General features: G+C 32.7%; 14 protein-coding genes, 1 pseudogene and 1 other annotated feature. All 15 genes and pseudogenes read left to right on the forward strand.

Translation table 11 applies throughout. From position 1 onward, the window contains the following. Positions 1-81: pseudogene (locus tag KGF36_RS19485) on the forward strand (elongation factor Tu); the annotation flags it as partial. Between the two features lie 249 nt (positions 82-330). Next, positions 331-480 carry a 50S ribosomal protein L33 gene (rpmG, locus tag KGF36_RS19490; protein ID WP_003421192.1) on the forward strand — a complete coding sequence of 50 codons (150 nt, stop codon included), beginning with the start codon at positions 331-333 and terminating at the stop codon, positions 478-480. 23 nt (positions 481-503) lie between these two features. Beyond that, positions 504-725, forward strand: a complete 222-nt coding sequence (secE, locus tag KGF36_RS19495; protein WP_227850926.1) for a preprotein translocase subunit SecE — start codon at positions 504-506, stop codon at positions 723-725. Positions 726-744: 19 nt separating this feature from the next. After that, positions 745-1,287, forward strand: a complete 543-nt coding sequence (nusG, locus tag KGF36_RS19500; protein ID WP_227830405.1) for a transcription termination/antitermination protein NusG — start codon at positions 745-747, stop codon at positions 1,285-1,287. Between the two features lie 39 nt (positions 1,288-1,326). After that, positions 1,327-1,752 carry a 50S ribosomal protein L11 gene (gene rplK / locus KGF36_RS19505; protein ID WP_054268674.1) on the forward strand — a complete coding sequence of 142 codons (426 nt, stop codon included), beginning with the start codon at positions 1,327-1,329 and terminating at the stop codon, positions 1,750-1,752. A 70-nt stretch (positions 1,753-1,822) separates the two neighbouring features. Further along, positions 1,823-2,521 (forward strand): 50S ribosomal protein L1, encoded by a 699-nt coding sequence (rplA, locus tag KGF36_RS19510; protein ID WP_227437049.1) that lies wholly within the window; start codon positions 1,823-1,825, stop codon positions 2,519-2,521. A 51-nt stretch (positions 2,522-2,572) separates the two neighbouring features. Then, positions 2,573-2,701: a sequence feature (ribosomal protein L10 leader region), on the forward strand. Positions 2,702-2,743: 42 nt separating this feature from the next. Further along, positions 2,744-3,250, forward strand: coding sequence for a 50S ribosomal protein L10 (gene rplJ / locus KGF36_RS19515; RefSeq protein ID WP_227437047.1), 507 nt, complete (start codon positions 2,744-2,746; stop codon positions 3,248-3,250). Positions 3,251-3,308: 58 nt separating this feature from the next. Further along, on the forward strand, positions 3,309-3,674 hold the full coding sequence (gene rplL / locus KGF36_RS19520) for a 50S ribosomal protein L7/L12 (protein WP_021382505.1): 366 nt from the start codon (positions 3,309-3,311) through the stop codon (positions 3,672-3,674). Between the two features lie 406 nt (positions 3,675-4,080). Continuing rightward, positions 4,081-4,869 carry an SDR family NAD(P)-dependent oxidoreductase gene (locus KGF36_RS19525; protein ID WP_227830406.1) on the forward strand — a complete coding sequence of 263 codons (789 nt, stop codon included), beginning with the start codon at positions 4,081-4,083 and terminating at the stop codon, positions 4,867-4,869. A 461-nt stretch (positions 4,870-5,330) separates the two neighbouring features. Further along, on the forward strand, positions 5,331-9,047 hold the full coding sequence (locus tag KGF36_RS19530) for a DNA-directed RNA polymerase subunit beta (RefSeq protein WP_227830407.1): 3,717 nt from the start codon (positions 5,331-5,333) through the stop codon (positions 9,045-9,047). A gap of 41 nt (positions 9,048-9,088) precedes the next feature. Further along, complete coding sequence (gene rpoC, locus KGF36_RS19535; RefSeq protein WP_227842894.1) at positions 9,089-12,574, forward strand: DNA-directed RNA polymerase subunit beta'; 3,486 nt, start codon at positions 9,089-9,091, stop codon at positions 12,572-12,574. A gap of 287 nt (positions 12,575-12,861) precedes the next feature. Continuing rightward, complete coding sequence (rpsL, locus tag KGF36_RS19540) at positions 12,862-13,284, forward strand: 30S ribosomal protein S12 (RefSeq protein ID WP_227437039.1); 423 nt, start codon at positions 12,862-12,864, stop codon at positions 13,282-13,284. 123 nt (positions 13,285-13,407) lie between these two features. Then, complete coding sequence (rpsG, locus tag KGF36_RS19545) at positions 13,408-13,878, forward strand: 30S ribosomal protein S7 (protein WP_227830409.1); 471 nt, start codon at positions 13,408-13,410, stop codon at positions 13,876-13,878. Positions 13,879-13,926: 48 nt separating this feature from the next. Then, positions 13,927-15,993 (forward strand): elongation factor G, encoded by a 2,067-nt coding sequence (fusA, locus tag KGF36_RS19550; RefSeq protein ID WP_227437035.1) that lies wholly within the window; start codon positions 13,927-13,929, stop codon positions 15,991-15,993. A 91-nt stretch (positions 15,994-16,084) separates the two neighbouring features. After that, the coding region (locus tag KGF36_RS19555; RefSeq protein ID WP_176078718.1) for a GTP-binding protein at positions 16,085-16,464 on the forward strand (380 nt) is incomplete at its 3' end.

Below are 16,464 nucleotides of genomic sequence, written 5' to 3' on the forward strand. Positions count from 1 at the left end.
GTAGAAGAAGGATTAAGATTCTCAATAAGAGAAGGTGGAAGAACAGTAGCTTCAGGAGTTGTTGCTACAATAATCGAGTAATTCTTTTTACTAAACTGATGGATTAAAGAATAATAAAAAGAGGGGTTATGCTCCTCTTTTTTTAACATAGAAATACAAAAACATTGACACAGCATAGGATTTTGTGATAACTTATACAAGGTAATGATTATAGGAAGTTAATAATATCTTGAATACTGTAGATTTTTAATAAATACATATTTTAAAGATATTATATTCACATATATTAACAATATATATTATTGTATTACAAAGTTGGAGGTGTATCAGATGAGAGTTAAAGTAACTTTAGCATGTACAGAGTGTAAGCAAAGAAACTACAACACTACTAAGAATAAGAAAAACAATCCAGACAGAATAGAATTACAAAAATATTGTAGATTCTGTAAAAAGCATACAACTCATAAAGAAACAAAATAGTTTTATAAGGATGTGAGTATGGAATGGCTGCCCAAACAAATGACGGTGTAAAAACTAAAAAGAGATTCAGTTTATTTGGTTATTTAAAAGAAACTAAACAAGAATTGAAAAGAGTTACATGGCCGACAAAAAAAGAATTGTTTAAAAACACAGGTATAGTTTTAACTGTAGTTATTTCATGCACTATATTAGTATGGGGTATAGACACTATATTATCTGGTGCACTAGCGTTATTACTAAAATAGACGAAAAGAGGTAAGTTAAATGTCAGAATTACAAGAAGCAAGTTGGTATGTAGTTCATACTTATTCGGGACATGAAAATAAAGTTAAAGCTACAATAGAAAAAGCAGTTAAAACAAGAAGTATGGAAGACTGCATAAGACAAGTAGTTGTTCCAACAGAAGAAGTAGTGGAAACTACTAAAACTGGAAAAGAGAAAACTAGACAACGTAAAGTTTATCCAAGTTATGTTTTGGTTAAAATGATAATAACTGATGAATCTTGGTATGTAGTAAGAAATACTAAGGGAGTTACAGGTTTCGTTGGACCTGGTTCAAAACCAGTACCATTAAGTGAAGATGAAGTTAAAGCTATGGGCATAGATACAACTGACCCTAAAGTAGTAAATAGTGATATTGACTTTGAAATAGGGGATACAGTAAAGGTATCTCAAGGACCATTTAGTGGACAAGTAGGAAACATAGAAGAAATTGACGTAGAAAACAGAGAAGTTAAAGTGTGCATAAATGCATTTGGTAAAAGGACTCTATTTGTAATAGAGCTTGAAGGTATAGAAAAAATCTAATACTATTATTATAGAAAAATCTGAGGAGGTGCGCTCAAAATGGCTAAAAAAGTTATAGGTCAAATAAAATTACAAATACCTGCAGGAAAGGCTACTCCAGCGCCACCAGTTGGACCAGCATTAGGACAACATGGTGTTAATATAATGGGATTCACAAAAGAATTTAATGCTAAAACTGCAGATCAAGCTGGAATGATAATACCAGTTGTTATAACTGTATATCAAGATAGATCATTCAGTTTTATAACAAAAACTCCACCAGCTGCAGTTTTAATTAAAAAAGCATTAAACTTAAAATCAGGTTCTGGAGAACCAAACAAAAAGAAAGTTGCTAAAATAACTTCAGCTCAAGTAAGAGAAATAGCTGAGTTAAAAATGCCTGACTTAAATGCTGCATCAGTAGAAGCTGCTATGAGTATGATAGCTGGTACTGCTAGAAGCATGGGTGTTGTAGTAGAAGATTAATTAAAAGATACACTTTTTTTTATAAAGTGGGAGGCGAAAAGCCGAGATTAACCACAAGGAGGAAAATAAAATGGCTAAAAAAGGTAAAAGATATGCAGGTGCATTACAAAAAGTAGATAGAACTAAATTCTATGATGCATCAGAAGCATTAACATTAGTTTCAGATATAGCTGGAGCTAAATTTGACGAGACAGTAGAAGCACACATTAAATTAGGTGTTGACTCAAGACATGCTGATCAACAAGTAAGAGGTGCAGTTGTATTACCTCACGGAACTGGTAAAACTAAGAGAGTTTTGGTTTTTGCTAAAGGTGAAAAAGCTAAAGAAGCTGAACAAGCTGGTGCTGATTTTGTAGGAGCTGAAGAATTAGTTCAAAAAATACAAGGTGAAAACTGGTTTGATTTTGATATAGTAGTTGCTACTCCAGATATGATGGGTGTAGTAGGTAGATTAGGTAGAGTATTAGGACCTAAAGGTTTAATGCCAAACCCTAAATCAGGAACAGTTACATTTGATGTAGCTAAAGCTATAGATGAAATAAAAGCTGGTAAAGTTGAATACAGATTAGACAAAACTAACATAATACACGTTCCAGTAGGAAAAGTATCATTTGGTGGAGAAAAATTATCTGAAAACTTTGCTGCATTAATGGATGCTATAATAAAAGCTAAACCAGCTGCTGCTAAAGGGCAATATTTAAGAAGTATAACTGTAGCTTCTTCAATGGGACCTGGAGTTAAAATAAACCCAGCAAGAACAGCTGAATAATAAAACTGTTGACACAGGTTGACAAAAGTGTTATTATATCATTTGTCAATGTAAAAAAGAATAGATTTGCCGTAGATAGTGGGTGCAAAAGCTTAATATCCCACCGAGGTTTTAGATAAATTGAGATTACTAAAGCTTTTGATGTCTACTTTTGGCAACAAAAGCTTTTTATAATGTTGCGGTAAATACTAAGCCTATTTGGTGAAGGAGGTGCACATCTAGATGAGAAAAGCTATAGAAATTAAATCAGAAGTTGTTTCTGAAATAGTTGAAAAGTTACAAAAATCTTCTGCTGCGGTTGTTGTAGATTACAAAGGATTAACAGTTGAAGAAGTAACTGAGTTAAGAAAACAAATGAGAGAAGCTGGTGTAGATTACAAAGTATATAAAAATACTTTAGTTAGAAGAGCAGCTAAAGAAGTTGGTATAGAGCAATTCAATGAAGAATTATTAATTGGTACTAATGCTATAGCATTTGGGTATGATGATCCAGTTGCTCCAGCTAGAATATTAAAAGGATTCATGGATTCTCATCCAAAGATGAAATTAAAGATGGGTGTTGTAGAAGGTGTATTCTATGACGAAGCTAAGATTGTTGAAATGGCTAACATACCATCAAGAGAAGTTCTTATCGCTAAATTACTTGGTAGCTTAAAAGCTCCAATATCAAACTTTGCATACTTAATAGATGCAATAGCGAAAAAGGCAGAAGGTCAAGAAGAAGCTTAATTGCTTAACTAAAAAATTATAAATATTAATTTGAAAAGAAAATTCGGAGGTGCTAAAAATGACAATAGAACAAATATTAGAAGCTATAGAAAATATGAAAGTTTTAGAATTAAATGAATTAGTTAAAGCTGCTGAAGAAAAATTCGGCGTTTCAGCTTCAGCTCCAGTAATGGTAGCTGGTGCAGCTGCTGGTGGACCAGCTGCTGAAGAAAAAACTGAGTTTGATGTAGTATTAGCTGAGGTTGGTTCTTCAAAAGTTGGAGTTATAAAAGCAGTTAGAGAAATAACAGGATTAGGATTAAAAGAAGCTAAAGAAGTAGTTGACAATGCTCCTAAGACAGTTAAAGAAGGAGCTTCTAAAGAAGAAGCTGATCAAATAAAAGAAAAATTAGAAGCTGCTGGAGCTAAAGTAGAAGTTAAGTAGTTTCTTTAAAAAGGTACCCATTTGGGTATCTTTTTTTATTTATAAAAAATTGTAAATAAAATATTTCTATAAAATAAAAAAAATTTATATAATAGTATTAAATTAAGGGTATCATATAGTGTGTAATGATATTTTAATTTAATACTATTAAAGAATATGTTTTTTACTATGTCAAACACAGACGTTAAATTAAAATATAAACAATTATTGTAATATGCACATATAAGGTGATATAATAAAAGGAAAAATATATAAAACTACATATTATTTTAAAAATTTACAAAAGTACTTTAAAAATAAAATGTAATAAATAATTAATTAACAAATATAAATTTAAAATGAGTTAAATACTTCTAAAAATCGAAATATGTAGATTTCAAGAAAGGCATTTAAGGAGGAGTTAATAATGGAAAAATTACAAGGGAAAGTTGCAGTGGTTACTGCAGCAACTAAAGGTATTGGATTAGCATCAGCTGAAATATTGGCACAAAATGGAGCAGTTGTATATTTAGCAGCTCGTTCAGAAGAATTGGCTAATGAAGTTATAGATAGAATAAGTGCAGAAGGTGGTTGTGCTAGGTTTGTTTATTTTAATGCCCGTGAAGAAGAAACATTTACTTCAATGATAGAAGATGTAGTTAAAAAAGAAGGCAAGATAGATATACTTGTAAATAATTTTGGTTCGACAAATCCTTCACTTGATAAAGACCTTTTAACTGGAGATACAGATAATTTCTTTGATACAGTAAATACTAATTTAAAAAGTGTATATTTACCATGTAAAGCTGCTATTCCTCATATGATAAAGAATGGTAAGGGAAGTATAATAAATATATCTAGTATAGGTTCAGTATTACCTGACCTATCTAGAATAGCTTACTGTGTATCAAAAGCATCAATCAACTCATTAACTCAAAATATAGCAACACAATATGCAAAAGATAATGTTAGATGTAATGCTGTACTTCCAGGTCTTATTGCAACCAAAGCTGCCTTAGATAATATGTCTCCAGAATTTATAAAGGAGTTTCTAAAGCATGTTCCTTTAAATCGTATAGGGAAGCCAGAAGACATAGCAAAGGCTGTTTTATTCTATGCTAGTGATGATTCATCCTTTATAACAGGAGACTTACTTGAAGTAGCTGGAGGTTTTGGTTTACCTACACCACAGTTTGCAGATAATATATTAGGATAATTATATTACTAATATATAGTAAAAATAAAAAACTTAATTATAGTAGAAATTCTATTTTTATAAAGACTGTAGATATAATTTATGATGGAAATAGTTTAAGATTTAAAACTCCAGATTAAATTCATTTATGGTCTTTATTTTGTATATTTAACAGATTTTATATAAATACAATTATTTACTAGTACTTATTTATGAAATTATAATTAAATATGGGTATAGTAATGGAATGTAACTTTTTATAGAAAATTACACCGATAAATGAAAAAATTGGATTTTATATTGAAGAATTGTACATAATACATAATATATGCTTAAAATAATTTACAAAAAATCAAAAATAATGCATAGTTTACATATAAGATAAAAAATATATTGAAAAATACTTGACATTATGCTAAAATTATTAGATGCGTTAGAATGAACTATTGTTTTATTTTTAATTATTGAGAGGTGAAAAGTGAATGCCACATCCTGTCACGATAGGTAAAAGAACTAGAATGAGCTTTTCTAAAATTAAGGAAATAGCTGATGTGCCAAATCTTATAGAAATTCAAGTAGATTCCTATGAGTGGTTTTTAAAAGAAGGTTTAAAAGAAGTGTTTGATGATATTTCACCAATAGAAGATTATACTGGTAATCTTATATTGGAATTTGTTGACTACTCTTTAGACGATAAACCAAAGTACGATATAGAAGAGTGTAAAGAGAGAGATGCTACATATTGTGCACCTCTAAAAGTTAAGGTAAGACTTATAAATAAAGAAACAGGCGAAATAAAAGAACAAGAAGTATTTATGGGTGACTTCCCTTTAATGACAGAAAGAGGAACTTTCGTTATAAATGGGGCAGAAAGAGTTATCGTAAGTCAATTAGTTAGATCTCCTGGTGTTTACTATGCGGAAGAGAGAGATAAAACAGGTAAGAGATTAATTTCATCTACTGTAATTCCTAATAGAGGAGCATGGTTAGAATATGAAACAGATTCTAACGATGTAATATCTGTAAGAGTTGATAGAACAAGAAAACAACCAGTTACAGTTTTACTTAGAGCTTTAGGAATAGGGACAGATGCAGAAATAATTGACCTTTTAGGAGAAGACGAAAGATTATCTGCTACATTAGAAAAAGATAATACTAAGACAGTAGAGGAAGGTCTTGTTGAGATATATAAAAAATTAAGACCAGGTGAACCACCTACTGTAGAAAGTGCATCATCTTTACTAAATGCTTTATTCTTTGATCCAAAGAGATATGATTTAGCAAAAGTTGGTAGATACAAATTTAATAAAAAACTTGCTTTATGCTATAGAATTATGAATAGAATTTCAGCAGAAGACATAATAAATCCTGAAACAGGAGAAGTATTTGTAAAAGCTGGAGAAAAAATAAGCTATGAGTTAGCTAAAGATATACAAAATGCAGGTATAAATGTAGTAAATCTATTAATGGATGATGATAAGAAAGTTAGAGTTATAGGAAATAATTTTGTAGACATTAAGTCTCATATTGATTTTGACATAGATGATTTAAACATAAAAGAAAAAGTGCATTATCCAACATTAAAAGAAATTTTAGATGGATATAGTGACGAAGAAGAAATAAAAGAAGCTATAAAATCAAGAATTAAAGAACTTATACCAAAACATATATTATTAGACGATATAATAGCTTCAATAAGTTATGAATTCAATATCTTCTATAATATAGGAAATATTGATGATATAGACCATTTAGGAAATAGAAGAATAAGATCTGTAGGAGAATTATTACAAAACCAAGTTAGAATTGGTCTTTCAAGAATGGAAAGAGTCATAAAAGAAAGAATGACAGTTCAAGATATGGAAGCTATAACGCCTCAAGCGTTAGTTAACATAAGACCAGTTTCAGCTGCAATAAAAGAATTCTTCGGTAGTTCTCAGTTATCTCAGTTCATGGACCAAACAAATCCTTTATCTGAGTTAACACATAAGAGAAGACTATCAGCTCTTGGACCTGGAGGTCTTTCAAGAGAAAGAGCTGGATTCGAAGTGCGTGACGTTCACCATTCACACTACGGTAGAATGTGTCCGATAGAGACTCCAGAAGGGCCAAATATCGGTCTTATAAACTCTCTTGGAACTTATGCAAAAATAAATGAGTTTGGATTTATAGAATCACCATATAGAAAATTTGATAAAGTAACATCAACAGTTACTGATGAGATACATTATTTAACTGCTGATGAAGAAGATTTATTCGTAAGAGCTCAGGCAAATGAGCCATTAACAGACGATGGTAAATTCGTAAACCATAGAGTTGTTTGTAGAACTGTAAATGGTGCTGTTGAAATGGTTCCTGAAAGCAGAGTAGACTATATGGATATATCTCCTAAGCAGGTTGTATCTGTTGCCACTGCTATGATACCTTTCTTAGAAAATGATGACGCCAACCGTGCCCTTATGGGAGCGAACATGCAACGTCAGGCAGTGCCTCTAGTTAGAAGAGAAGCACCAATTATAGGAACTGGTATAGAATATAGAGCTGCAAAAGACTCTGGAGCAGTTGTTGTTGCTAGAAATTCTGGTATAGCAGAAAGAGTAACAGCAGATGAGATAATTATAAAAAGAGAAGATGGAAACAGAGATAGATATAATCTACTTAAATTTAAACGTTCAAACTCAGGTACTTGTATAAATCAAACACCTATAATAACTAAAGGTGAGCAAATAATGCAAGGAGATGTTATAGCAGACGGTCCAGCAACTGATTTAGGAGAAGTAGCACTTGGAAGAAACTGTCTTATAGCATTCATGACTTGGGAAGGTTATAACTACGAAGATGCCATATTAATAAATGAAAGATTAGTTAAAGAAGATAGATTATCAACAATTCATATAGAAGAATATGAATGTGAAGCTAGAGATACAAAACTAGGGCCAGAGGAAATAACTAGAGATATACCTAATGTTGGAGATAGTGCAATTAAGAACTTAGATGACAGAGGTATAATAAGAATAGGTGCAGAAGTAGATTCAGGAGATATATTAGTTGGTAAAGTAACTCCAAAAGGAGAAACTGAACTTACTGCTGAGGAAAGATTACTTCGTGCAATATTTGGTGAAAAGGCTAGAGAAGTCAGAGATACTTCACTTAAAGTACCTCATGGTGAATCTGGTATAATAGTTGATGTAAAAGTATTTACTAGAGAAAATGGAGATGATTTATCTCCAGGAGTAAATGAATTAGTAAGATGTTATATAGCTAAAAAGAGAAAAATAAAAGTTGGAGATAAAATGGCTGGTCGTCATGGTAATAAAGGGGTTATCTCAAGAATATTACCAGAAGAAGATATGCCATTCATGGAAAATGGAACTCCACTAGATATAATACTTAACCCACAAGGTATACCATCACGTATGAACATCGGTCAGGTTTTAGAGGTTCATTTAGGACTTGCTGCTAAGACTTTAGGATGGTATGTTGCAACATCAGTATTTGATGGTGCCAATGAGTATGATATAATGGATGCTCTTGAAGAAGCTGGATATCCTAGAGATGGTAAATTAACTTTATATGATGGTAGAACAGGTGAAACTTTTGATAATAGAATAACTGTTGGATATATGTACTACTTAAAACTACATCATTTAGTTGATGAAAAACTACATGCAAGAAGTACTGGACCATACTCATTAGTTACTCAACAGCCACTAGGTGGTAAAGCACAATTTGGTGGACAAAGATTTGGAGAGATGGAGGTTTGGGCTCTAGAAGCATATGGAGCTGCTCATATACTTCAAGAAATACTTACTGTCAAGTCTGATGATGTTGTAGGTCGTGTTAGAACTTACGAAGCCATAGTTAAAGGTGAAAACATACCTGAGCCAGGAATCCCAGAATCATTTAAGGTTCTTATAAAAGAACTTCAAAGTTTATGCTTAGATGTAAAAGTATTAACAGATGAAGATCAAGAAATAGAAGTAAGAGAATCTGTAGATGAAGATGACACAATAGGTGAATTTGAACTAGATGTTGTAAATAACATGGGAGAAGTTGAAGAAAGTAATATAATAGAAGAAATTGAAGATGATTTTACGGAAACCGTAGAAGATGAGGATATAGAGAATTTAGAAGAATTTGCTGAAGAAGATTTATTTGAAGAAGAAATAGACTTTGTTGGTGATGACTTTGATGTGTAAATTTAATTAATGTAAATCTCAAATAGAAGGGAGAGAACTCCTTGTTTGAATTAAACAATTTCGAGTCGATAAAAATAGCATTGGCTTCTCCAGAAAAAATAAGACAATGGTCTAGAGGAGAAGTTAAAAAGCCAGAAACTATAAATTACCGTACTTTAAAACCAGAAAAAGATGGTCTTTTCTGTGAAAGAATATTTGGACCACAAAAAGACTGGGAGTGTCATTGTGGTAAATATAGAAGAGTTAGATACAAAGGTGTAGTTTGTGATAGATGTGGAGTAGAAGTAACTAAATCAAAAGTAAGAAGAGAAAGAATGGGACATATAGAGCTAGCAGCTCCTATGTCTCACATCTGGTACTTTAAAGGTATACCAAGTAGAATGGGACTTTTACTTGATATGTCACCAAGATCATTAGAAAAAATACTATACTTTGCTTCATATGTAGTAGTTGATCCAGGAGAAACTGGATTGAATGAGAAGCAGTTATTGACAGAAAAAGAGTATAGAACTGCTCTTGAAAAATACGGATATACTTTTACTGTAGGTATGGGTGCTGAAGCTGTAAAGATATTGTTACAAAACATAGATTTAGAGCAACAAAGCAAAGACCTAAGATCGGAATTAAAAGACAGTACAGGACAAAAGAAAGTTAGAACAATAAGAAGATTAGAAGTTGTAGAAGCATTTAAAAAATCTGGGAATAAACCAGAATGGATGATTTTAGATGCAATACCAGTAATACCACCAGATTTAAGACCAATGGTACAACTTGATGGTGGAAGATTTGCAACTTCAGACTTAAATGATTTATATAGAAGAGTTATAAACAGAAATAATAGACTTAAGAGATTACTAGAGCTTGGAGCTCCAGATATAATTGTAAGAAATGAAAAAAGAATGCTTCAAGAAGCAGTTGACGCATTAATAGATAATGGTAGAAGAGGTAGACCTGTAACAGGGCCTGGAAATAGACCACTTAAGTCTTTATCAGATATGTTAAAGGGTAAACAAGGTCGTTTCCGTCAAAACTTACTTGGTAAGCGTGTTGACTACTCAGGACGTTCTGTTATAGTTGTTGGACCAGAACTTAAATTCTATCAATGTGGTCTTCCAAAGAAAATGGCACTAGAACTATTCAAGCCATTTGTTATGGATAAACTAGTTAAAGAAGGATATGCACATAATATAAAAAGTGCAAAATCTATAGTAGAAAAAGTTAAGCCAGAAGTTTGGGATGTTTTAGAAGATGTTATAAAAAGCCATCCAGTTCTTCTTAACCGTGCGCCGACTCTACATAGATTAGGTATACAAGCATTTGAACCAATTTTGGTTGAAGGTAAAGCTATAAAGCTACATCCTCTTGTATGTACAGCTTACAATGCAGACTTCGATGGTGACCAAATGGCGGTTCATGTACCTTTATCAGTAGAAGCACAAGCAGAAGCAAGATTTTTAATGCTTTCTGTAAACAACATTCTTGCTCCTAAAGATGGTTCTCCGATAACTACTCCATCTCAGGATATGGTTTTAGGTTGTTATTATCTAACAATAGAAGCACAAGATGATGCTAAAGGAACAGGAATGGTATTTAAAGATTTTAATGAACTATTACTTGCTTATTACAATAAATCAGTTCATCTACATGCCTTAGTAAAACTAAAAGTAACTCTTGAAGATGGAAGAAGCTCATTAGTTGAAAGTACAGTTGGTAGATTTATATTTAATGAAAGTATACCTCAAGATTTAGGATTTGTAGATAGAAATGAAAACCCATTTGCTCTTGAAGTTGACTTCTTAGCAGATAAAAAATCTCTAGGTAAAATAATAGATAAGTGCTTTAGAAAACATGGAAATACAGAAACAGCTGAATTACTAGATTATATAAAATCTCTAGGATTTAAATACTCTACATTAGGTGGTATAACAGTTGCTGTTGCTGATATGAGTGTTCCAGAAGAAAAGAAAGTATTTATAGCTGAGGCAGAAGCAAAAGTTGATAAATATGAAAAAGCATACAGAAGAGGTTTAATATCTAATGAAGAAAGATATGAAAAAGTTATAGAGACATGGACAGAAACAACTGATAAGGTTACTGATGCTCTTATGGGTGGACTAGATAGATTAAACAATATATATATAATGGCACATTCAGGAGCCAGAGGTTCTAAAAATCAAATTAGACAGTTAGCAGGTATGCGTGGTCTTATGGCCAATGCATCTGGTAAAACAGTTGAGATACCAGTTAAATCTAATTTCCGTGAAGGTTTATCAGTACTTGAATACTTTACATCTTCACATGGTGCCAGAAAAGGTCTTGCCGATACAGCTATACGTACAGCTGAATCTGGATACTTAACAAGAAGACTTGTTGATGTAAGTCAAGATGTTATTGTAAGAGAAGTAGATTGTGGAACAGAAGATACTACAGAAATTTATGCTATAAAAGAAGGAAATGAAGTTATAGAAGAGATATATGATAGAATTGTAGGAAGATATACTATAGACCCTATATTAAATCCTGAAACTGGTGAAGTTATAGTTGAAGCTGATGCTATGATACAAGAAGATGAAGCAGAAACTATAGTAGCTTTAGGAATTGAAAAAATTAGGATAAGAACAGTTCTTAACTGTAGAACTAATCATGGAGTTTGTTCTAAGTGCTATGGTAGAAACTTAGCTACAGGAAAAGAAGTTAATATAGGTGAAGCAGTTGGTATAATAGCAGCTCAATCTATAGGTGAGCCGGGTACTCAGCTTACAATGCGTACATTCCATACTGGAGGGGTTGCAGGAGCCGATATAACTCAAGGTCTTCCAAGGGTTGAAGAATTATTTGAAGCTAGAAAACCAAAAGGTTTAGCTGTAATAACTGAAGTATCTGGTAGAGTTGAAATAGATGAAACTGGAAAGAGAAAAGAAGTAAATGTAATACCAGAAGAAGGCGAAACTCAAACATATGTGATACCATATGGTTCTAGATTAAAAGTTAAGCAAGGACAGATATTAGAAGCTGGAGATCCTTTAACACAAGGATTTATAAATCCTCATGATATAGTAAGAGTAAAAGGTGTTAAAGGTGTTCAAGAATATATAGTTAAAGAAGTTCAAAGGGTTTATAGACTTCAAGGGGTTGATGTTAACGATAAGCATATAGAAGTTATAGTAAGACAAATGCTATCTAAAGTTAAAGTTGAAGACCCAGGAGATACAGATTTATTACCAGGTGGATATGAAGATGTATTAACATTTAATAGATGTAACGAAGAAGCTATAGCTAAAGACTTAAGACCAGCAGTTGCTAAAAGAGTATTACTTGGTATAACTAAAGCATCTCTTGCAACTGATTCATTCTTATCAGCAGCTTCATTCCAGGAAACAACAAGAGTATTAACAGAAGCTGCAATAAAAGGTAAAGAAGATCACCTAATAGGGCTTAAAGAGAATGTTATATTAGGTAAACTAATACCAGCAGGAACAGGAATGAAGAAATATAGAAATATAGCTGTTGAAAAAATTGAAGATTAATGGCAGATAGAGTAAAGAAATCTTGACAACCATTATTTGTGGTGTTAAAATAGTAAAGTGTGTTGTTTAAAAGTACACTAAGGGCTTATATGAGCTCTTAGTGACTTTTAAATGGCAATAAACAAAAACTAAAAGCATCAAGCTAGAAAAATGCTAATATCACATATTCATGTGTTATAGACATTAAATTGTAAGTAACAAATGTTACAATCAGTCAGTATGAGTATTCATATTGATGTAGTTGGCGGTCACTGATAAGATCGAAAATTTGGAAGGAGGTGCAGATGATGCCAACAATTAACCAATTAGTTCGTAAAAGTAGAAAAGCAGTTGAAAAGAAATCTACTGCTCCAGCATTACAAAAAGGTTACAACTCTTTAAACAAGAAAGTAACTGACGCTAGTGCTCCACAAAAAAGAGGGGTTTGTACTTCAGTAAAAACAGTTACTCCTAAGAAACCTAACTCAGCTTTAAGAAAAGTTGCCAGAGTTAGATTAACTAATGGTATAGAAGTTTCTGCTTATATACCAGGAGAAGGACATAACTTACAAGAGCATAGTGTTGTTCTTATAAGAGGCGGAAGAGTAAAAGACCTTCCAGGGGTTAGATACCATATACTAAGAGGTACTTTAGATACAGCAGGTGTTGATAAGAGAAGACAATCAAGATCTAAGTATGGTGCTAAGAAACCTAAGGACGCTAAAAAATAAAAACAATTAATGATTGATTATAGTTCGGTGCTTTAAATATATAGATATTTATGGCATCACGGCATTAAATGATTTATGTCGAGTACCTATGATTTAAGTTAAATAATTAAGGAGGGAAGCGAAATGCCAAGAAAAGGTAATGTTCCAAAGAGAGAAGTTTTACCAGATCCTATGTATGGGAGTAAGGTAGTTACTAAATTGATAAATAATTTAATGGTAGACGGAAAAAAAGGAAAGTCTCAAACAATAGTTTATGATGCTTTCACAATTATTGCTGAAAAAACAGGAGAAGATGCTTTAGAAGTATTTAATAAGGCAATGGATAATATAATGCCTGTTTTAGAAGTAAAAGCAAGAAGAGTTGGTGGGGCAAACTACCAAGTACCAATCGAAGTTAGACCTGAAAGAAGACAAACATTAGGTTTAAGATGGTTAGTAAAATATACTAGAGCTCGTGGAGAAAAAGGAATGGTTGATAAATTAGCTAAAGAAATAATGGACGCAGCTAACAACACAGGAGCTTCAGTTAAGAAAAAAGAAGATACTCATAAAATGGCAGAAGCTAATAAAGCATTTGCTCATTATAGATGGTAGGATATATAGATATCTTATAAAATTGAGGATATCATAAGGAGGATAACCATGGCTAGAAAGTTTCCTTTGGAAAGAACTAGGAATATAGGAATCATGGCTCATATAGATGCAGGGAAAACTACTACTACAGAAAGAATCCTGTTTTATACTGGGCAAACTCATAAGATAGGAGAAACTCATGAAGGGGCTTCTCAAATGGACTGGATGGAGCAAGAAAAGGAAAGAGGTATAACAATAACTTCTGCCGCTACTACTGCTTCATGGAAAGACCATAGAATAAATATAATAGATACTCCTGGACACGTGGACTTCACAGTTGAAGTTGAAAGATCTCTAAGAGTTCTTGACGGTTCAGTTGCTGTATTCTGTGCAAAAGGTGGAGTTGAACCTCAATCTGAGAATGTATGGAGACAAGCTGAAACTTATGGAGTACCTAGAATAGCTTTTGTAAATAAAATGGATATATTAGGTGCAGATTTCTACAATGTTGTAAGCATGATGAAATCTAGATTAAATTCTAATGCAGTTCCTATGCAATTACCAATAGGTAAAGAAGATTCATTTATAGGTATAATAGACTTATTAAAAATGGATGCTGTTATATACAAAGACGACTTAGGTGTTGAAATGGAAGAAACAGACATACCAGAAGATATGAAAGAATTAGCTACAGAGTGGAGAGAAAAATTAGTTGAAGCAGTAGCTGAAACTGATGAAGAGTTAATGATGAAATATCTTGAAGGTGAAGAACCTACTATAGATGAATTAAAAGTTGCTATAAGAAAAGCTACTATAGCTTGTGAAATGAACCCAGTTTTCTGTGGTACAGCTTATAGAAACAAAGGTGTTCAGTTAGTAATAGATGCAGTTTTAGATTACTTACCAGCACCAACTGATATAGCAGCTATAAAAGGTATATTGGAAGATGGAGAGGAAGCTGAAAGACATTCTTCTGATGAAGAGCCATTCTCTGCATTAGCATTCAAAATAATGACTGACCCATTTGTTGGAAAACTAGCGTTCTTCAGAGTTTACTCTGGAACATTAGAATCTGGTTCTTATGTTTTAAATGCAACTAAGAATAAGAGAGAAAGAATTGGTCGTATACTACAAATGCATGCCAATACAAGAGAAGAAATAACTAAAGTTTATGCTGGAGATATAGCAGCAGCAGTAGGATTAAAAGATACTACTACTGGAGACACATTATGTGATCCTGCTAATCCAATAATACTTGAATCTATGGAATTCCCTGAGCCAGTTATATCTGTTGCTATAGAACCAAGTTCTAAAGCAGCTCAAGAAAAAATGGGTATAGCTCTTCAAAAATTAGCTGAAGAAGACCCAACTTTCACAGTTAAAACTGACCAAGAAACAGGACAAACTATAATATCTGGTATGGGTGAATTACACTTAGAGATAATAGTAGATAGATTATTAAGAGAATTTAAAGTAGAAGCTAAAGTTGGTGCTCCACAAGTTGCATACAGAGAAACTATAACTCAACCAGTTGATGTTGAATACAAGTACTCTAAGCAATCAGGTGGTAGAGGACAATATGGTCACGTTAAGATTAGAGTTGCTCCTCAAGAGCCAGGTGAAGGATACAAATTCACAAACAAAACTGTTGGTGGATCTGTACCAAAAGAATATGTTGGTCCAGTTGACATGGGTATACAAGGAGCTATGCAATCTGGTATAGTTGCTGGATATCCAGTTGTAGACGTTGCTGTTGAGTTATATGATGGTTCTTACCATGAAGTTGACTCTTCTGAGATGGCGTTCAAGATGGCTGGTTCAATGGCATTTAAAGATGCTATGAAGAAAGGTAATGCAGTTCTTTTAGAGCCTTACTTCAAAGTAGAAGTTGTTACTCCAGAAGATTACATGGGAGATGTTATGGGTGACTTAAACTCAAGAAGAGGATTAATCCAAGGAATGGAAGCAAGAAGTGGTGCACAAGTTATAAATGCATTTGTTCCACTTTCAGAAATGTTTGGATACTCTACAGACCTAAGATCTTCAACTCAAGGTCGTGCAACTTATACAATGATATTCGATCACTATGAACAAGTTCCAGCTTCAGTTGCTAAAAAGATAGCTGAAGGAAAATAATTTAAAAATTAATTAATAATATAAATATAAAAAATAATCAGCAAGACGAGACCTGTCTCGTCTTGCACAAGATAAAGGGAGGAAATTCAAAATGGCTAAAGCTAAATACGAAAGAACAAAACCTCATGTTAATATAGGAACAATAGGACACGTTGACCACGGTAAAACTACATTAACAGCAGCAATAACAAAAACATTATATGACAGATACCAATTAGGAGAAGCAGTAGATTTCGCAAATATAGATAAAGCTCCAGAAGAAAGAGAAAGAGGAATCACAATATCAACAGCACACGTTGAGTATGAAACTCCAAATAGACACTACGCACACGTTGACTGCCCAGGACATGCTGACTACGTTAAGAACATGATAACAGGAGCAGCTCAAATGGATGGAGCAATATTAGTTTGTTCAGCAACAGATGGACCAATGCCACAAACAAGAGAGCATATACTATTATCAAGACAAGT

The organism is Clostridioides sp. ZZV14-6009 (assembly GCF_020658095.1).
GTDB lineage: Bacteria > Bacillota > Clostridia > Peptostreptococcales > Peptostreptococcaceae > Clostridioides.